General features: G+C 45.5%; 12 protein-coding genes. 10 read left to right on the forward strand and 2 right to left on the reverse strand.

Features of this window, described 5'->3' with window-relative positions:
* Positions 1-112 precede the first annotated feature (112 nt).
* Positions 113-2200 (reverse strand): PGF-pre-PGF domain-containing protein, encoded by a 2088-nt coding sequence (locus tag EO93_RS12500; protein WP_048162782.1) that lies wholly within the window; start codon positions 2198-2200, stop codon positions 113-115.
* 571 nt (positions 2201-2771) lie between these two features.
* On the opposite strand from EO93_RS12500, the gene EO93_RS12505 reads away from it, so the two are divergent.
* The 5 genes from EO93_RS12505 to EO93_RS12525 all read left to right on the forward strand — a co-directional run bounded on the left by EO93_RS12505 (position 2772) and on the right by EO93_RS12525 (position 6988).
* On the forward strand, positions 2772-3212 hold the full coding sequence (locus EO93_RS12505) for a GerW family sporulation protein (protein WP_048132646.1): 441 nt from the start codon (positions 2772-2774) through the stop codon (positions 3210-3212).
* Between the two features lie 200 nt (positions 3213-3412).
* A complete protein-coding gene (locus EO93_RS12510) occupies positions 3413-4297 on the forward strand; it encodes a DUF2953 domain-containing protein (RefSeq protein ID WP_235284253.1) in 885 nt (294 codons plus the stop codon).
* A gap of 34 nt (positions 4298-4331) precedes the next feature.
* Positions 4332-5297 carry a beta-ribofuranosylaminobenzene 5'-phosphate synthase gene (locus EO93_RS12515; RefSeq protein ID WP_048132751.1) on the forward strand — a complete coding sequence of 322 codons (966 nt, stop codon included), beginning with the start codon at positions 4332-4334 and terminating at the stop codon, positions 5295-5297.
* The gene (locus EO93_RS12520) at positions 5294-6304 is read left to right on the forward strand and encodes an NOP5/NOP56 family protein (protein ID WP_048139881.1); all 1011 of its coding nucleotides are present in this window, start codon (positions 5294-5296) and stop codon (positions 6302-6304) included. Before EO93_RS12515 ends, EO93_RS12520 begins: the two co-directional genes overlap by 4 nt.
* Positions 6305-6988, forward strand: coding sequence for a fibrillarin-like rRNA/tRNA 2'-O-methyltransferase (locus EO93_RS12525; protein ID WP_048162786.1), 684 nt, complete (start codon positions 6305-6307; stop codon positions 6986-6988). It begins immediately after the preceding gene.
* 225 nt (positions 6989-7213) lie between these two features.
* Here EO93_RS12525 and EO93_RS12530 read toward each other — a convergent pair whose 3' ends face one another.
* Positions 7214-7729 (reverse strand): winged helix-turn-helix domain-containing protein, encoded by a 516-nt coding sequence (locus EO93_RS12530; RefSeq protein ID WP_048132653.1) that lies wholly within the window; start codon positions 7727-7729, stop codon positions 7214-7216.
* A gap of 469 nt (positions 7730-8198) precedes the next feature.
* On the opposite strand from EO93_RS12530, the gene EO93_RS12535 reads away from it, so the two are divergent.
* The 5 genes from EO93_RS12535 to cobN all read left to right on the forward strand — a co-directional run bounded on the left by EO93_RS12535 (position 8199) and on the right by cobN (position 20315).
* Positions 8199-8888 (forward strand): DUF2162 domain-containing protein, encoded by a 690-nt coding sequence (locus tag EO93_RS12535; protein WP_048162788.1) that lies wholly within the window; start codon positions 8199-8201, stop codon positions 8886-8888.
* Entirely contained in the window at positions 8885-9514 is a 630-nt protein-coding gene (locus EO93_RS12540; protein WP_048162790.1) for a MotA/TolQ/ExbB proton channel family protein, read from the forward strand. The genes EO93_RS12535 and EO93_RS12540 overlap by 4 nt, the downstream gene beginning before the upstream one ends.
* A gap of 25 nt (positions 9515-9539) precedes the next feature.
* Positions 9540-9953, forward strand: a complete 414-nt coding sequence (locus tag EO93_RS12545; RefSeq protein ID WP_048162792.1) for a DUF2149 domain-containing protein — start codon at positions 9540-9542, stop codon at positions 9951-9953.
* An 855-nt stretch (positions 9954-10808) separates the two neighbouring features.
* Complete coding sequence (locus tag EO93_RS12555; RefSeq protein ID WP_048162796.1) at positions 10809-15146, forward strand: cobaltochelatase subunit CobN; 4338 nt, start codon at positions 10809-10811, stop codon at positions 15144-15146.
* Positions 15147-15842: 696 nt separating this feature from the next.
* Positions 15843-20315, forward strand: coding sequence for a cobaltochelatase subunit CobN (gene cobN / locus EO93_RS12560; protein WP_235284254.1), 4473 nt, complete (start codon positions 15843-15845; stop codon positions 20313-20315).
* The last annotated feature ends 48 nt before the right edge of the window (positions 20316-20363 follow it).

Genomic DNA, 20363 nt, shown 5'->3' on the forward strand with positions numbered 1-20363 from the left:
AAACTGAAAATGTAGAAAAACAAGATGAAGGAATGAAAACCTTCATCAATCATTTTTCCGTATCAAAACCTGATACTTAACTTTTGATTTGACTGCCTTTCTTTTGTATTCTTTAGCTTTTTTGCTTCCTTTTATGTAGGAAAATAGCGGACATGCATATTATCCCATATCCAATTTCGAATCCGGGGGCCTTTGTGTCTTCTCCCTGCCCGGAGTTCTGTTCAACTTCTTCCCCTATACTTTTCATATCTTCTTCTGCGGCGCGAGTTTCCTTCTCAGGCTCCGTTTCTGTTGAGTCTTCTTCGGAGAGGCTTTTTGTCTTACCTGTTATTACGAACGAAGAAAATGCCGGAGTTTCGGCTGTGAAGTACAGGAATTTGTCGTCTTCCTTCAACAGACTGACTGGCAGACGTTCCCACTTTTTGTTGTTGTACCTGTTGAGTATGATCGAATCCTTATCGATCTTTTTATCCTGTATCCAGGATTTTTCTACCTTAAAACAGATGACCGGGTTTTCGATGTTGTTTGAGGTTGCAAATCCGCTGTTTCCTACCCAGACATTAAAGGACCTGTAGACCTCGCCGACAGGCAGTTCGGAAACCAGGACAGATTTTCCTTTCAGCTCCTCAACAATCGTTGTGGTTTTTCCAGCTGTCTTTTTTGCATCGAAGCTCACATAAACAACACAGGTTGCATCCTTCGTGAAATCAAATTTTACAGCTTTTCCGTTTGTAATGAATACCTGTGAAAGTTCTTTGGTTTCAACGTTTCTTGCAGGTTCAGGGGAACCTCCGCTGCCGCTGCTACTTCCTCTACTGGAGCTGCTACTCCCGCTGGAGCTGTAAATCCCATCGGGGCTGTTATTCCCACTGGAACTGTTAATTCCCTCAGGGCTGTTACTCCCACTTGAACTGTTAATTCCCTCAGGGTTGTTACTCCCACTGGAACTGTTAATTCCCTCAGGGCTGTTACTCCCACTGGAACTGTTAATTCCCTCAGGGCTGTTACTCCCACTGGAACTGTTAATTCCCTCAGAGTTGTTACTCCCACTGGAGCCGCTCTTTTCCAGTACAGTTATTGAAGCAGTTTTTGAAACTGCGCCGTTCTGATTGCTTACTGTCAGCTTAGCGGTATAAGTCCCTGTGCTAGTATACTCATAAACAAAGCTTGCTTCTTTTGAGTCCTCGGTTCCGTCATTGTTAACATCCCAGCTCCTCGATGTTGCATTTTGTGACCGGTCAGTAAAGAGGACAGAAAGAGGGGCATTTCCGCTGGTCGTATTTGCCTTGAAATTTGCGGCCGGGAGGACAGGGTCAGGCCTGGTCCCTGGGGTTACCAGGGGAAGGTAGTCAATAACACCATCTGCTATCTGATATGCTTCTTCAGCTATCCCATCGCCGTTAGTGTCCGGGTGGGTCTGAGAGAAACCATCTCCAGCAGGTGTTGCCCAGTAGTTCCCAGCTATATAAGGACCATCTATGATGTTTTCACCTGTGGTTTTTTTAGTGTTTAATTGGGGGCCACTACTGTCATATAATTCGTCTACCTGCAGGTTCACGTTATTTGAGAAATAGTTGTTGTAAATAGTTGCCTGTTCGTCGATTATGTGGATCCCGATACCACAGTTTTTGAATGTATTCTCTGTGACTACGTGGCCGCCGCCACCCCACGTAAACTCGATACCCGCATCACATTTTTGAAATGTATTTCCTGTAATTTTATTATTCCAGCTGTCATAAGTGTGCACTCCTACCGAGCTCCCTGTAAAGAGGTTATTCATTATCGTCTGATTTCCATACAGGTAGCTGTTACCTATACTTACCCCACAGCCTTCAAATCTGTTATTCCTTATTGTGCACTCTATGCCACCCTGGTCAAAGCCTACTCCCTTCGTGATCGTCAGTCCTTCTATACGTGACTGCCTGTATATATCAAAGCCGCCAACCGAGGGATATCCCGAAGCTCCTTTTATTGTTACAGATGTGTTTACTTTTATTAGTTCATCCGGATAAGTTCCTGGATTTACTATTATAGTGTCTCCGTCAACTGCGTCGTTTAGTGCAGCCTGTATTGTCTCATAGTCTGCGGATCCGTCATCGTCCACATAAATTGTTGCAGCTGATGCGCTTCCTCCTGCAGACAGATAAAGTGCAAGGACTACTACAAATAAAAGGATACCATTTCTTTTTGTTTTCCACACAATAAACCCCTCAAAATATATTTTTGCGTTTCATTTTAATTTATATTACGAATTCTCAATTCTGATTATTGTAATATGCTCCTGTCTGGCGGTGGCGTTGTTTTTATAGTATATAAACAAAGCTTTCCGTCTTACTTTTGATTTTTAATATGTATTAGTTTTACAGAATTAGTACTGTTATATAATATTAACTAATTTTTCTTATATTATATCAATAGTTTTCTCTATTTTTTCTTACTGTCGATGTTTCTTACTAAAAATTCTAATATAATTTCATAAGTAATCCCTCATTTCGAAAGTCGTCAGGAGATTAAATAGTAATCCGGATATTAACTTGAAATAAGAGGATGAGAATGACATAGACTCTGAGGGGCCATAAAAAAGGAACTGTATTCTCGCTCGAAAAATTGCATTTTGAGCCGCGAATTACGCTTGAAACTGTGAATACAGGATTAACTCAAATATGATGAAGTCAATATTTAATGAAAGTAGGCTGGAAATCTAAAAGAAGATAGACAACATTTATTATCCATCTAAACAAATCATACAATACACACCGGGGGATAAAAATATGGGCGTAGAAGATACCATTAAAGAAATTGCAGGCGAACTTGAAAAAATTGCAACTACTAAAACTGTCGTCGGAGATCCTATTACAGCTGCCGGAAAAACAATCATTCCTGTTTCCAAACTTACCATGGGGTTCGGAGCTGGAGGCGGGGAAGGCAAAAAAGATAACGAATCAGGGTACGGAGGAGGCGGAGGCGCAGGTGCGAAGATCGAGCCTGTTGCTTTTATTATGCTCTCCGAAGATGAGGCAAAAATCTTCCGGATTTCTGAGAAAAACGATGTAGGGTCACTCCTCAGTTCGCTTCAGGAAGTCGTGCCTGAAATTTTGGATAAGTTCAAAGGCATGACCGGCAAACATAAAAAAGAAGAGAGTCCGGAAGTCGGCAAAACGGAAGTTAAAGAGCATATGGAACCCGAAGAGAAAGAGGGCAGTTCCCAGTAAATCCCTCCGGGTTAAACCTTTTTATGGGATTTTCCATGAACCGGAACTAAAGGTCAGGGTATTTAAGATAGTCAGGACTATCTTTTTCCCTCAACTTGTTTAGCATGCTTGTTATCTACCTCTTCCTTCTGATTTTTCTGCTCGTTTTATTCATACTTTTTACAGCGATAGGCCTCACTTTCAAGCTCAAGGTTCTGAGTATGGAAGAAAAGAAAGAGCTGGGAGGAATATTTACTGTAAAATGGCTGTTTTTTTCCCATACTTTTTCAATCAAAGAGCCTAAGGAAAAAAAATTCCTTCCTGAAGAGCCGGCTGAAGAGGAAATGAAAAAAGGAATTGGAGTGGAAACCGGAACTCCACAGGTTAAAAAAAGGCCTGAACAAGCTGAAAGCAGAAAAGAAGACAATCTAAAAGCAGAACTCAAAATGCAGATGGAAAAAGATAGGGAGCCTGGAGAAAAGAAACCTGAAGAGGAAACAGTAATTATTGAGGGTAAAGAGAAAATTGAAATTAAAGAACAGGCTGAAGGCAAAGAGAAAATTACGGTTGAAGAATGGGCTGAGGGCAAAGAGAAAATTCCGATTAAAGAAAAAACTGAGGGCAAAGAGAAAAGAGGGATATTTGCCCGGATAAGAAGGAAAAAAAGAGCTGGTACGGAAGGTGAGGTAGAGGCAAAGAAAGGAATGACCACCCGGGAAAAACTTCACTGGGGTCTGGAAGCTTACAAAGCCCTTCGAAAACCTCTGTTACGTCTGTTTTCCGATATGTTTAACGCAATAAAAATCAAAAACCTGAAAGCTGACCTTACTTTCGGTCTTTCCGACCCCGCAGATACAGGGATGCTTTGTGGGATTATACATACTCTTCTTGGAACAGTTTACAGCCGCTGCCGGAGCTGTAGTTTTTCTGTATGTCCTGTGTTTATGGAGTCACTGCTGGATTTTCGGGGGAGTGCGGAGATCCGTATAAAAATATATTCACTGATTTTTCCATTCCTTAAATTTATATTTAACGGGAAAACTTTATCTTTTACTTATTTGATTGTTAAGGAAAAACTTCGGAGTAGTTCGAAGGTTAACTCCTAAGCTTTATGAATAAGCAATGAGGATACAGATGAATATGATTAATGTAATGTCACCATCCAGACTGCATCTTACCCTTATTGATCTCAATGCAGAGATCGGCAGGGTCGATGGGGGGGTAGGAATTACTCTCGAGTCACCAAGCCTGGAAATTTCGGCAGCTGAAGCGGATGTTGTCGAAGTGGTGGGGGATTCTCTTCTCGCAGGCAGGATGCTAAAAGCAGCAAAAGCTGTGCTTCCTGAAGGGAAAGGCATCAGGATTCATATTAATAGGGATCTTTCTGACCATGTAGGGCTTGGCTCCGGAACCCAGGCTGCACTTTCTGCCGCAGCAGCTGTAAATGAAATTTACGGGCTTGGAAAAAGTGTCCGGGAACTCGCAGTTGCTGTCGGTAGAGGCGGGACTTCCGGAATCGGGGTTGCTGCTTTCGAAAGTGGAGGTTTCATCCTGGATGGGGGGCACAAATTCAGGGATAAAGGTGCATTTTCTCCTTCCGCGGCCAGCCGTATGCCTCCAGGGCCCGTGCTTTTCAGGAGGGACTTTCCTGATTGGCATATTGTCCTTGCAATTCCCAATACCAAAGGTGTCCATGACGCAGAAGAAGTCGATATTTTCAAAAAAGTCTGTCCCATCCCTCTTAAGGAAGTCCAGGAACTCTCTCATGTAATTCTCATGCAGATGCTCCCTGCGCTAATCGAAGAAGATCTGGAAAGTTTCGGCAGGGCAGTCAACCATTTCCAGACTGTGGGCTTTAAAAAGCGGGAAGTTGAACTTCAGCCCCGACCTGTACTCGATGCCATGAAATATATGCAGGACAACGGAGCCAGTGGTTCAGGAGTCAGTTCTTTCGGGCCAGTAGTCTACGGGATTGTCGGAAGTCCGGGAGAAGGCAAAAAACTCCAGAAAGAAGTCCAGAGTATGCTGGATGAATCACTTGGTGGAGAAGTACTGCTTACAAAGGCAAAGAATCGGGGCGCAGATATCTTCGGAGGCTCCAATTGAAAATCAACACCTGGTTTGGAGTCCTTGAGATAGGCAGCAAAGGAGAAGTCCTTGCCTCCGACTCTTTTCCAAAAGATATAAGAGAGCTTGCACTCCGTTCCCTCTCTTTGAGGGACAGCAGGCAGAATCTTCCTCCCGAAGGTTTTGACCTGAAAGCTGCAGCTATCGAGTGCAAGTTTGTAGATTCCCTTTCTGAATATTATTCCCTTTTACATGAAGTCACGCTGGAAGCTGCAAAACACCAGGTCTCAGAAGCTCTTACCCCTGACCAGCGCATAGTTCAGGCAGTAGAAGCCCTGGATGACATCAATGAAACCACCAACTCCCTTTCGGAAAGGCTTTTTGAGTGGTACGGGGGCTATTTCCCCGAAAGCGGGCTCAATGGGGAAGCTCTTGCGCTTTTTATTGTAAAATACGGCTCCCGTGAAAATGTTGCTCCCGATGATCCTCTTTACTTAAAAGCCAGGGATTCCATGGGTGCAAAACTCGAAGCTGCAGACGAAGTGCTCCTTAAAGGTTTTGCAGAGAACGTATGCAGTCTCTATGAACGGCGGAAGCAGATCGAAGCTTACATCGAGAGCAGTATGGAAATCCTTGCACCTAACCTGACCATAACAGCGGGGCCCATGCTCGGGGCAAGGCTCATAAGCATTGCAGGCAGCCTTGAAAAACTTGCTGCTTTTCCGTCCAGTACTATTCAGGTTATCGGCGCCAGCAAGGCCCTCTTCAAACACCTCCGGGAAAGGGCTCCGTCCCCCAAGCACGGGATAATCTACAGCCATCCCCTTGTCAATACCTCTCCATGGTGGGTGCGGGGAAAAGTCGCAAGAGCTCTTGCAGCAAAACTTTCCCTTGCCGCTCGAATCGACTTTTACTCCGGGAAAATAGATCCTTCTCTGCCAGAGAAACTGGAAGAAAAAATCCAGAAAATACGGGCTTTAAACCCCAGGCCTCCGCAAAAAAGGCCGGAAAGTGGGGCAAAACCAAAGAAAAAGAGGAGGAAGTAAATGACTGACGTAAGGAAGCTTTCCGATGGGATTTTTGAGGTTACGAAGGGCAAAAAGCAGCTTGCCACAAAGAACCTGGACCCGGGAAAGACTGTTTACGGAGAAAAGCTAATTCCGGTTGAAGGGGTCGAGTACCGTACTTGGGACCCTCGCCGGAGTAAGCTTGGAGCCATGGTCCTCAAGAAGTTCAATATCCCCCTTAAGGAGGATTCAAAGGTGCTCTACCTGGGGGCAGCTTCAGGTACAACGGTCAGCCACGTCTCTGATATCGTCTCTGAAGGGGCAGTATACGCTGTTGAATTTGCTCCAAGAAGCATGCGCGACTTCATAGGGCTTGCTTCCCGGCGCAAAAACATTTTCCCTCTCCTTGCTGATGCGGGAAAACCGGACAGTTACGCCCATCTTGTTGAGCCTGTAGACCTGATCTTTCAGGATGTTGCCCAGCCCAATCAGGCCGAAATCGCTGCAAGAAATGCTGCACGCTTTTTGAATGAAGGCGGGCATCTCCTGCTTTCTATTAAGGCTCGCAGCATCGACACTGCGGCAAACCCGAAGGAAGTCTTCACGGAAGAAGTAAAAAAGCTTGAGCAGGCTTTCGAACCCAGATTCGAAATCCTGATGGCCAGGGATCTTATGCCTTACCATGAAGACCACCTTGGAGTTCTGGCAAAGTTAAAGGAGTGAATCCTGCTCTTCCGGAATGCTGAATTTTTCGGAAATTCGTGAACTGCCCCCTTGTTAAAACCCAGGGGGTTTACGCTTCTTTTTCTCAACCCTCAGCAGGAAACCCGTTAAATCTTTAGATCTAGCGAGTAGTTGGCTTGATCAGGATTCTCTGAATGGTAGTATAAGTTACTTTCACAGAGGCTATTTTCATGGAGATTTTTAATAAAAGCTGCTCTGGCTGCTTCATCTCCTTATATTCACAAGCAGCCTTTTTTTCGTGACCGGAATTAGCTTCTTCCACTCGACGATGGCATCTTCGTAAAACTTATATTCGTCTACAGTTTTATCCGAGAATTTGCCGTCCACCTCATATACATAAAAACCCTCTTCCCCGTCCGTAGAGACAACTTTTATCCTGTCTCCCATTTCCCTTACTTCGACAGCGGCTACGTTTTTCAAAGCTTCAAGCAGACTCGTACCTTCCTCTACCTCAAGCTTCCTGTTTTCTGCAAAGCGGTCCAGGAAAGAATATACATTGTTCAGTTTTATGCTTATCATATGAGTATTCCCGAACTTTTTTCTTTCTATAAGTTCGGCTTTTTCCAGGATTTTTACATGTTTTGCAGCTACGGGCACGGAAATCCCTATTTCCCTCGCAAGGCCGGAGATATGCTTATCCCCTTCACTCAGAAGCTCGAGAATAGAAAGACGGGTGTCGCTTGAGATCGCTTTGAGTAGGTTTTCTCCGCTGCCGTTCATTCCTGAATCCCTCTAATTCTTACTACCATGATGGTCCTGTATTTTACCTCCCTTACTTATAATTATTGCCTCCTCTAAAACAAGTAATGTATATTATCACATCTTTTAATTGCTTTTTTCATCCATTTTTATAACAAATTTACTTTATTTACTGTTCCTTACTTTTCACCATTTAAAAAAATATCTCTGTTAACAGAGTGAATTATTGCATAATTTTTGTTAAATTTTGCTTTTTATTTGTTATTCACTCTGCGCAATCTTATTTTTAATGGATTTTATATTAACTCACTTTCATAGCGATTACTTCACTTTTTTAATTCTTTATCGTCCGCTCTCGCGACGGGGTGCCTGAAATTTAATCTTTAGTTCAAAAAATGTTATCAATCGGCACTTGTTACCCCAAAGGATAACGAACATTACCCAAAAACCAGTTTTTATTTAATTCTACTATAGATGCTCAGAAGGTACTATGGACTCTTCTACGTTGACTGTTATTGGAATTTTAATCGGTATCCTTATCTTCGGGATTAAAACTGGATTAGGTTGTGGATTTTCAAATATCACTAAGAGAGAAATTCTTACAATTGCTGGCAGTTACTTTTTTCTTGCCCTTTTATTCGGAAGCGTTGCCGATCACATAAGCCTGGATGCCTTTGAGCGTCTTTCTGCAATGGGTATGGGAGTTCATGTTCTTGTCTCCCTGCTCCTTATAGGGGCCGGGATTTACACCCAGAAAAAGTGGAATTCAGGAAAAGATGTTTCCAGACACACTTTCCTGGCTATATCCATGCCCTGTCCGGTCTGCCTGGGAGCTCTTGCGGTATCCTGTATGCTGCTTTCAGAAAGTCTCAACTTTTCCGGGATAAAAATAGGGCTTCTTGTAGGAATTGCTTTTTTTACTGCAGTGGTAGCTTCTTCTTTTCTTTTCAGGTTTGGGAAGACCCGGCTGGGAAAGACTCCCGAAACTATGGGAAGCGCCATGATGCTTCTCGGAATTTATTATCTTTTAGGGGCTCTGCTTATCCCTGCATATATGAAAACAAAACAGATGCAACTGGCTCCTATGGCTCCGGGAGAATCAGGCATTGTTCCCCTTCTGGCTTTCGGGGTCTTAGTCCTTGCAGGTTTTTTCCTCGGCCATGTGAGGTCTAACCAATGAGCAATATGGATTTGTTATCACAGACGATGTACGTATTTTCATCGGCTCTGCTGTATCCGGTAATGATACTTCTGACTCTTCTTGTCTTTGTTTCACTTATCCAATTAGGAGAATTCCTTTCTGAATATTCGAAAAGGAACAGGGACCGTAGCAACCTGGAAATTGGTTGCAAAAAAATCCGGGACAGTCTTCCGAATTCGGCTTTTTCGGAAGCATCAAGGGCTCTTGAGGGTCTAAAACAAAATTACATGGTCACGTCCTTTGCAAGAGAGGCTGCAAAATACCTCGAAGAGCGGAATTTTCCTGCAATCGAGAAGCTCTCTGAGGAATACGAGATTAAAATGGCAAAACGCCTTGAAAACACGAAGATCAGTTCAACGGTTGCCCCTATGCTCGGACTTATGGGAACGCTTATTCCGCTGGGACCTGCCCTGATAGGGCTTTCGCAAGGAGACCTCGAAACCCTGGCACAAAACCTGATGATTGCCTTTGCAACTACCGTCGTAGGGCTCTTTTCTGCCGGAATAGCCTATGTGCTTACCCAGGTCAGGAGGCGCTGGTACTGGGAGGATATGTCGGACATCGATTATATTCTGGATATACTCGAGGAGAAAAGCGGAAATTGATTGCTTTCTTAATAGGAGGAAAACCATGCGAAAATCCAGAAGGTACAGGCGAACCGGGCTTTTAAATGACTCCGATGAGCAAAACCCCATGACCGGGGTTGCCAATCTCTTTGACGTTGCAATGGTCTTTTCCGTGGCTTTGCTGGTAGCCCTTGTAATGTCTTACCATCTTCCTGAGCTTCTGAGCTCGAATGAGGATATTACAATTGTAAAAAATCCCGGAGCTGAGGATATGAAGATAATAATCAAGGATCAGGGGAAGCCCATAGAAGTCCTGAATATGACCGAAAACATCGGTGGAGGCACAGGGGAAGCTCTGGGGACGGCATATAAGCTGGCTGACGGCAGGGTGATTTACGTCCCTGAAGATTCGGAGGGTAATGGTACCTCTGCTTCAACTGATTCCTCCGCTTCAACCGGTACATCAGCTTCAGATTAATTTTTTTCCAACGACTTACATAAGTTTTATTTGTTGTAGCCTTAATCGGTGGAATTTATATGGGATTCCGGAAAAAGAAGTTTTAAATTCGTATGTGAAACGCGGCGTAAAATAAAATCGCCGTATTTTTTTCTTTTTATCTGACTCCGAATCCAATTTTTTTAAATTCGGCTGAATTGCAAACATTTGGAATTAATTTATCTAATGAGCCCGGAGGCCTGGTTATTTTTTTTCTTACAGAGTGCTCCAGGGTTCATGATACATTGTATGGGGATAAATATGCAAGAATATTCTATAATGATATCGATTTCAGTTCTATTGTTTTTGACCTCGTTGTCAACGATTCTGTATTTCTGGAGCCTACCCAGGATTCAGGAAAAAGAAGTTCTAAATTCGTATTTGAAATGCGGCGTAAAATAAAATCGCCGTATTTTTTCTTTTTACCTGACTCCAAATCCTATTTCTTTTAAATTAGGCTTATTCCTGGCTCTTTTTGAATTAAGGTCTGTTTTCCATTCTAAATTAAGTAAAAACGCTATCTTCTCCTCATTTTACCTTAATGGCTAACAATCGTGAGCTAAAAACCGTATTTTATGTATCTTCTCCCCTAATGCTCCGAATGTTGAAGATATAATTCGGAATCGGCTGCCTAGTTTTTTTTTCGGAAGTTCCAAGGTTGGATTCAAAGTCATAATCGATAACTTCCACGTTCACTTTAAAAACTCGGCGACTGTTCTCCTGTAGGTTCCTAATATTCGCAAATCTTTAGTTATAAATCGACTCGTGGGCCAGGCACCCTGATTATTTTCCTGCCGGGGCGCTCCACGGGTTCATGATACATTGTCTGGGGATAAGATGCGTACGGCACAAAGTAGGTTACTGGTTTTATGTGCAGTGGTCCTTTTACTGCTTGCACAGAATGTATCGGCTGATGAAAATCAGGTAAATATTACTTTTATCTGTTATGATGGAAATGCTTTGAATGCAGCAGAGCAGTCCAATCCATACAATGCAAGTATAAATGTAACGTATATTTCGGGGTATTCCGACTTTACTAATACCACTTTTGAAAACCAGGATGTAATATTTACTTATATGCTCTGGTCGCAGTTCAAAGATATCGGGGATGACCTCGAAAGTGCTCATAAAAATGGGACTGCACTCATAGACATTACCTCTATGATGGACCCGGCACATATCAACACCTCAAGTTATGATAAGATTCTTGCCGGGACCAAACCTTACAATTCCACTGAAGAAAAGTACTTCGACAGCATGGGTCCGAAAGGAGTCTTGCGAGAAAATACCGAAAATTTCCTTATCTATCTCGCAAAAACTTATGGAAACAAACCAGAGCTTACGGATAGCTGGGTTTATCAGGACCCGATCGAATTTCCTGAAGCAGCGCTTTATCACCCTGATGCCCGCTCCTCCTTAAATGAATCCAAACCTGACTGGTTTGAAAACACCACCGATTACCTTGATTGGTACTCGAATACAACTGGCACAAGTGGGCCACAACATATTTACGATAAGAGCAAACCCACCATAGGGATCTGGTTCCACGCTTCTGATTATACGGCTGACAACCTTGAAGTCATAGACGCTCTCATCCGTGACCTTGAAGGGAAGGGCTGCAACGTAATTGCAGGTTTTGAGACTTTCAATGATATCCACAAGTTTTACTTTGACGAAAACGGAGAACCTCTTGTCCAGTGCGTAATTTCTCTGAAAAGTTTCCGTTTGAATTACGAGGATCCTGATGCCGGTGTACAGGAGCTTGAAGACCTTGACGTCCCGGTCTTAAGAGGCATGGTAGTTTCAAATCCTGCTAATTCTATAGATGTAGCTGACCGTAACAGGGGCATTCCCAGCAGTGAGGTCGTGTACAAGACCCTCCTTCCGAGTATTGATGGGATTTTTGAGTACATTGTAATAGGGATTGATAACTACGACTCCGAAACCGGGGAAAGCAGCTACGAACCCCTGCCTTCACAGGTCGATTGGATTGTCAACAGGGCGATAAACTGGGCGGAACTGAAATTAAAGGACACGAATGACAAGAAAGTTGCCGTAATATACTACAACTACCCTTCAGGAAAAGACAACATCGGGGCAAGTTACCTCAATGTTACTCAAAGCATGTTCGACCTTCTCAATGAGATGAATGAAAGCGGGTATGAAGTCTCCGGAATTCCGGATAACAGCAGTGAACTCCTGGAAATGATGCAGGCACAGGGTATCAATGCCGGTTCCTGGGCTCCCGGCGTCATGAACGAAATGGTAGAAAACAGGACTGAATGGGGACTGCACCTCATACCCATGGAGACCTACAGAGGATGGTTTGAGTCGGAAATCCCTGAAGAACTGAGGTCTCAGGTAATAAAAGAATGGGGAGAACCCTGGGCTGAAGATCTTCCCCAGAATAAGACCCTCATGATCTATGAGAACGAGACCGGGCAGTATATTGTAATCCCTTCCGTACGTTTCGGAGATGTCTGGCTCATGCCCCAGCCTGCCAGGGGTTTCCTGCAAAACGACGACACCCTTTACCACAGCAGCCTTGTGCCACCTCCGCACCAGTACATAGCTTTCTATCTCTGGCTGAACCACGAATGGCAGCCTGATGCAGTTATTCACATGGGGACTCACGGTACACACGAGTGGCTTCCGGGTTCTACTTACGGTATGAACCGGACTTCCGACTGGGCACCTTTACTGCTGCAGGACCTGCCAAACATCTATCCTTACATAGTTGCAAACGTGGGAGAAGGGCTGACTGCCGAATACAGGGGCAATGCCCTGATTATCGACCACCTGACTCCGACCCTTGAACGCAGCGGGCTTTATGGAGAATTGCTCAACCTTTCAATCAGTGTGGAGCAGTATTATGATCCTGGGCTTTCTACACAGACAAAGGCAGGGTACCAGACAGCCATAATCGACCAGATAATCGCACTTAACCTGGACGTTGACCTCGGAATCGAGAACGCGACCGCTCTTCGAGATTACAATGAAGTGGAGTTTGGGGATTTTGTAAAAAATATCCTTCATGAATATCTCGAAGATGTGGAAGGAGAAAACATTCCTTACGGGATGCATGTCCTTGGCCGGGTACCTTCTACAAACCTGACAGATCCTGAAAAAGACGAACTTTCCGGAATGGTAAGGTCCATGCTTGGAGGAGACTTCGAGGATAATATCACTGCTGCTTTTTATCCTGAGTCCGTTTACCCTCTCGGGATTCCATCAAATGATACTAAAGTTAACAGGCTTGTCTGGGAGGTCGTAACCAATAATACGGAGGTTTCAACGGCTCAGCTTGACGTTTTCGGGGCAACAAACAGTTCTGTTACATTTGATCTTGAACAGGGGCTGGAGTATAGAGATCGGCTTCTTGACAGTGACGTAGAGATTGACAGAATCCTTTCAGCCTTAAACGGGGGCTTCATCCCTCCGGGACCAGGCACGGACCCTGTTATGAACCCGGATGCAGTCCCTACGGGGCGCAACTTCTACGGTATCAACTCAAAACTCTATCCTTCAAAGGCAACCTGGGAGCTCGGAAAATCCCTTGCAATCCAGCTGCTTGAGGACTATCACGATAAGTACGGAGAATATCCGGAAAAGGTTTCATTCTCAAGGTTCGGGGTAGAGTTTATCCGCGACCACGGGACTCTGGAAGCCGAAGTGCTTTACATGCTCGGGGTACAGCCGGTCTGGGACGAGTACGGGTATGTAAAAGGTGTTGAGGCTATCCCTGAAGAGGAGCTGCTTCCTAACTATGATCCGGCAAAACCGGGGAGACCGAGGATTGACATTGTCTATACAACTGCCGGTATGAGGGACGCTTTCCCGGATAAGATCAAAATGGTAGATCGCGCCGTGAAACTTGCAAGTTCACTTCCTGCCGGAAACTATCCCAACTACGTAAACGACAGCGCCCTTGCAATATATGATTCCCTGCTTGCGGCAGGATATGACAATGAAACCGCAAAAAAGCTCTCCACAATGCGCTGCTTTGCAGTAATGGATGGGACTTATGAAATAGGGGTTTCAAATGCTATCAGTGCAAGTGGGAGCTGGGACGACGAAGCGACGATTGCAAATGTATACCTGGACAAGATGGGATACGCCTACGGTGAAGATTTCTGGGGCATAAAATCCAGGGAACTCCTTGAAGGCAACCTGAAAAACGTTGAAGCCTCCGTACATTCTGACTCTTCAAACCTCTACGATACTCTTGACAACGACGACTTCTTCCAGTACTTCGGTGGCCTGAACCTGGCAACAAGGCATGTCAGGGGAGACGGAAGAACCCCTGAGATGTACGTTTCGGATACCAGAGATCCTGAAAGGGCTCAGATGACAGGAATGGGGGAGTACCTTAGCAAGAACCTGAGGTCCAGGTATTTCAATGAGAAGTGGATCGAAGGGATGCAGGGCGCCGGGTATTCAGGTGGCAGGATGATGTCCGAGTTCGTAAACAACCTTTTCGGCTGGGAGGTCAGCGATCCTGATCTTGTGGATGACAGCGTCTGGGAGCAGACATATGAGACCTATGTTAATAACCCATCCATGAAAGAATGGTTCAAGCAGAACAATCCCGATGCTTACCAGTCGATAACAGCCAGAATGCTCGAAGCTGTCAGACACGAATACTGGAAACCTTCGGATGAGGTTATCGAGAACCTCGCAAAAGAATATGAAGAATCGGTGGCTGAAAATGGAGCTTCATGCTGCCACCATACCTGCGGAAACCCTCTGCTTAACGAATTCGTAAGCGGGATGGTATCTGTCCCTGGCTACGCTGAAAAACTGAATGCAGCAACCCAGGCCGAAACTCCGGAAATAGAAGATACCCCGAGCAGTAGCAGTAGCAGCAAAGGGCATCAGACGAGCGTTGCCGAAAAACTCAACCAGACAACCAGAGCAAACTCCGAATCCGCGGAAAGCAATCAGACTGTTCAGGATTCAGATGCAGGGTATGGCGTTGATTCTCCAGAACCTGTTCCTGATGTCCAAAAGGCCTCTGACTCCGACTATGTTGAAGGCTATGAGATGCAGAAAGATCCGGTCGCAGAATCCGAAAATGGAGGCATGTCCTTCTCGGGATCTGATATTTTCGGGATTCTCTTCGTGATTGTAGCAGTGGGGGGAATTTACCTGGGGTTCCGTAAAAAGAATATGTAAAATACGGTGGAAGGAGAGCACTTTTCATTCTGTGTTCTTTTCCTTTCCTTTTTTATTCTCTTCCTTTTTTATTCTCTTCCTTTTTTCAACTCTTTTTCGGGAAAGGCCGCTCTTCTGCATCGGGCATTACATGAATGACATGATAAAGCGAATGATGTTGCATTGATCAAAGTATTTGTGATTTAATCCTATTTTCAAAAATATTAACCATGTAACGGTGGGCGATCGTTAATTTCTCTATTTTTGTTATCTTTACGGCTAATAACTATTATCCAAAATCGCAGTTTTTTATGTAAGTAAAGTAAACTTGCGTTCAAATGATCTGGTATATTTGTGTTTAGATGTGAACAGCTAATAATTTATTGAGGTGACTGCTATCTAAAATATCTTTCAACACTCATATTTGAATGATGTTTTCCTCTAAATTAATTAGTAAAGTTTACTTTTGTTGTTGATTTGCGGTGTACTTTTATTTCTCTGTAGATCTGATTTGCCTTGTCTGCCGGCGGAGATCTAAAGCTGAAATTTAGGAGTTTCCTGCAAGCAGCATACAGAATCAAGATCTTAATAAGTTTTTTACATAGTAATCTGTTTAATTATTCTGGAGTAGGGATTATGAAAGAACAGTTGAATAAAAAAAGAAACTCTCTAAATAAAAGTATTAAAGCTTCCGGATTGATAATTTTAATCCTTTTAATGCTGTTTTCTACTTCTCCGGCGGCAGGAAGTGAAGCCATCCAGTATGAACTTGTTGCCAACACTACCAGTGATGCTGAAGGCAACTACCTGCTTTCCGGGATTCCCGACGGAAACTATACGCTTGTTGCTCTTTACAACGAGGACAAATGGCGCCGTGCCGATGAACAAATACAGGTGCAGGGCACGGATCTTTCGGTAAATCTTGATACCTCAAGCAGGGATATCGATGCAAATGAATCCCAGGCTCTTCTTGACCTCCCTGGCAGTGGGGTTGACCTGACAGGGAGTGCTGCAATCAGCGGGCTTACCCGGCAGAAACAGATGGGAGGCGACCCTGTATCTCTGGGTTTCACAGACGTTCTTTTGTTAAGGGAAGTGGTAAAAGAAACCCCTAACAACTCCGGCACAGGCCAGCATCTGGATATTGCCATCGTGACAGGGTACAGGAGCCATGAACTTCCACTCAAGAACCTTGCAGAGGAAGTCAACACTAACAGCGGCCTGAACCTTTCCCTTAGTTGTTTTATGGCTGACTACGTGATGGAAAATAACGTTGATCTGAGCGGGATGGACATCATTTACATCAACATGCTCAGCCCCTCAACGGCCCAGAAGCTCACACCCACTGTGGATATGGCGATTGCTAACGGGTGTGTGGTTATTGACGATGACACTCTTCTGAATGAGAGCATCCCGCTTTCTGCAGACCAGATCGAGGGCTACAGGGAAAAGCTGAACAATTACTGGCTTAACGGAGCTTATGACCAGAGTAACCTGAAAAACCTTGTATTCTGCATCTCCAACGACTGCTGCGGCAGGTCTGACCTCCTGTATGAGGACCCTCACACTCTTCCTGAAAGGGCGATCTACCACACTAATATGGCCGGTTACTTTACCGATTCTCTGGATACCTACCTTACCTGGTACTCTAACAGAAGCGACGGGGGGCACGTCTACGATCCGGCAAAGCCCACAGTTGCAATTACCATGTACCAGAGTTATTTCCCCTTCCAGATTGAGCCCATCGATGCTTTGATTTCAGAACTGGAAGCCAGGGGCTACAATGTTATTGCCACTTATGGGTCCGATTCCCTTTCCTCTGGAGACTTTTTCAAGCAGGGGGATGATGTCCTTGTGGATGCGATTATTTCGTTTACTTACTTTGGCAACAAGTTTGATGCTGAAGGGCTTGATGTGCCTGTAATCAACGGCATTGTTAACAATTACATGAACAGGACCGAGTATGAAGCCAGCAGCAACCCGCTTCCTGCAGATAAGATGATGAAGCTCGATATGCAGGAACTCTGGGGGGCGATTGACCCGGTAATAATGGCTTCAACGGAACTGGACGCTGAGACCGAGACCGAAGTGTCAGTTTCCATAGACTATCAGGTGGACTGGCTCGTTGACCGCGTCGAAAGCTGGGTGAATTTAGGGGAAATTCCGGAATCCGATAAAAAAGTTGCTATAATTTATTATAATCACGGAGGGGGAAAGGATAACATAGGGGCTTCCTATCTCGATGTCGTCCCCAGTATATCCAGCATGCTTGGCGCTATGGCTGCCGACGGATACGACCTGAATGAAAGCCAGGTCCCTAACGAGACCGAACTCCTTGACCTGATGCTCACTCAGGGTATCAACATAGGGACCTGGGCTCCGGGGGAACTTCAGAAGCTGGTTGATACAGGCAAAATAGTTCTCGTCCCGGAAAGCACCTATGAGGGATGGTTCTCTGAGCTCCCTCAAGAGAGGCAGCAGAAGGTCATTGATCAATGGGGCCCGGCTCCAGGGAAGATCATGGTCTGGGCAAACGAAAGTGGAAAATACCTCGTAATTCCCAGAATCGAGGTCGGAGATAATGTGCTTCTGGCTCCACAGCCTTCAAGAGGCTGGCTTGATGACAATAATGCTCTCTATCACGACAAGGACCTGCCTCCTCACCACCAGTACATTGCATTCTACCTCTGGCTCCAGCATTCCGAGAAAGAAGGTGGATTCGGCAGTAATGCCCTGGTTCACTTCGGTAGGCACGGGACTCAGGAATGGCTGCCTGGCAAACAGTTCGGACTTTCGCGGTATGACTGGCCTTCCCTTATGATCGGGAATTTGCCCGTGATTTATCCTTACGTTATGGATGGGCTTGGAGAAGGCAATGAGGCAAAGCGCAGAGGAGGTGCAGTTATCGTTGACCACCTTGTCCCCCCGATTATTTCAGCAGGAAGTTATGGGGATTACGCAAACCTGAGCGCAGCTATCCTGAACTATGAACAGGCAGTGGCAGATGACTCTTTGAAATCAGCCCATAGGTCTGAGGTTTTAAACCTGACCCGGTCCCTTCACCTGGATGAAGAATTCAACATGACAGAGGCTGAAAACAACGAGAATTACTTTAATACAACTTTCCTGGAAGGGCTCGAAGCCCTGCTGGATGATTATAAGAGCCAGTCAATGCCTTACGGGCTGCATATCCTGGGCACAAGCCCTAAAGGGGAGCAGCTTGTGGGTATGGTAAATTCAATGCTCGGTGCCGATTTTACTGATTCTGTTCACGAATTCAATGAAACCGAAGGTGCCCAGCTCTATCTGCTGGACCTGGTCCTGAACCGGGGGGTTAATTCCACGGATGCTCAGATGCAGGTGCTCGGGACAGGTAATGAAACCGTCACTAACTTCCTTGCCAGTGCGGAAGAATATGCTGCAAACCTGGCTCTTGGGGAAGAGGAAATTCAGCAGGTCCTCAATGCCCTGGACGGCAGGTTCATCCCCGGAAACCTGGGAGGTGACCCTGTTAGAAACCCTGAAACTCTGCCTTCGGGAAGAAACTTCTATGCTTTTGACCAGCGGATAGTGCCAACAGAAGCTGCCTGGACTCTCGGGCAGGAGATGGCTGACCAGATGCTTGATGCCTATGTTGCCGAGCACGGGACATACCCGAAAAAGGTAGCTTACATTCTCTGGGCCGGGGAAACCACAAGGCATGAAGGGGTTATGGAGGCAGAAATTTTCTACCTGCTCGGAGTCAAGCCTGTGTGGAACAGCGGCAGGGTAGTTGATGTGGAAGCTATCCCCATGGAGACCCTGGGAAGGCCCAGAGTTGATGTGGTGATTCAGATCTCAGGCCTCTACAGGGACATGTACCCTGGCAAGGTGGTCCTGCTGGACAAAGCCGTAAAACTGGCTTATGCCCAGGAAGATTCTCCCAACTATGTCCGGGAAAATGCTGAAGCTCTGAAAGCCTCTTTGATGAGTGAAGGTTCCCTTAATGAAAGTGATGCCCTGGACCTGGCCCTGTTAAGGATTTTCGGGTCTTCGGACGGAGCCTACGGCACAGGTCTTCCCAATGCGATCGCTGCAAGCGATACCTGGGAGAGCAACGATGTGCTGGCAGACCTTTACATCAGCAAGATGTGCAACGCCTACGGAGAAAACGTCTGGGGCGAAAACCTGAGGGGCCTTTTCGAAAAGAACCTCGCAGGGGTTGAAGCCACAGTGCACAGCCGGAGCACGAACCTCTACGGGACTCTGGACAATGATGATTTCTTCCAGTACATGGGAGGCCTGAATCTCGCAGTCAGCTCCGTTTCGGGAGGAAAGTATCCGGATTCTTTTATCACGAACATGCTGACCGGAGGAGATGAGAAGGTCGAAACTCTGGGACAGTTTCTCTCAAGGGAAACTTATTCCCGTTATTTCAACCCGAAATGGATTGACGGTATGCAGGGGAATGGCTATGCAGGAGCCAGGGAAATGTCAGACTTCATTGAGAACCTCTGGGGCTGGGAAGCCACAAACCCTGATTTGATCAGCGATGAAATGTGGAATCAGGTGTATCAGACATATATGGCAGACCAGGAGCTTCGCGAATGGACTCGGCAGAATAATCCCTATGCATACCAGTCCATGACCGCCAGGATGCTGGAGACTGCTCGCAAGGGCAACTGGGATGCTTCGGATGAGGCCCTTGAAAGCCTGGCCGCGGAATATGCAGAGTCCGTGGTCGAAGACGGGGTCACCTGTTGCCACCATACCTGCGGAAATCCCCTCCTCAATGGCTACGTATCGGGCCTGGTTTCTGTGCCCGGTTTCAGTGAAGCAATAGAACAGGCTACACAGGAATCTCTTAAACAGGAAGTACCTGAAAAACACAGCAGCAGCAAAGGGCATCAGACGAGTGTTGCCGAAAAACTCAACCAGACTGCTATATCAAACACCGAAGAGCCTGCCAGCAATCCAGCTGTTGCGGAGAATGATGCCGGTTACGGAGTGGATTCTCCGGAACCTGCACCCGAGGTGAGAGCTTCTCCCGACTCTGATTATGTTGAAGGCTATGAGATGAAGAAAGAGTCTGTTGAAAACGAGGAGGAAGGGGGAGGCATGTCTTTCTCCGGTGCCGACGTTTTCGGGATCATTTTCGTGCTTGTAGCAGCCGGTGGGATCTACCTGGGAATGCGGAAGAAGAATATGTAAATGAGATCTGAAAAAGGGTAATCCCCTTTTTCTTTTTCAGATAAATTC

It is taken from the genome of Methanosarcina sp. 1.H.A.2.2, from assembly GCF_000979975.1.
Lineage (GTDB): Archaea > Halobacteriota > Methanosarcinia > Methanosarcinales > Methanosarcinaceae > Methanosarcina.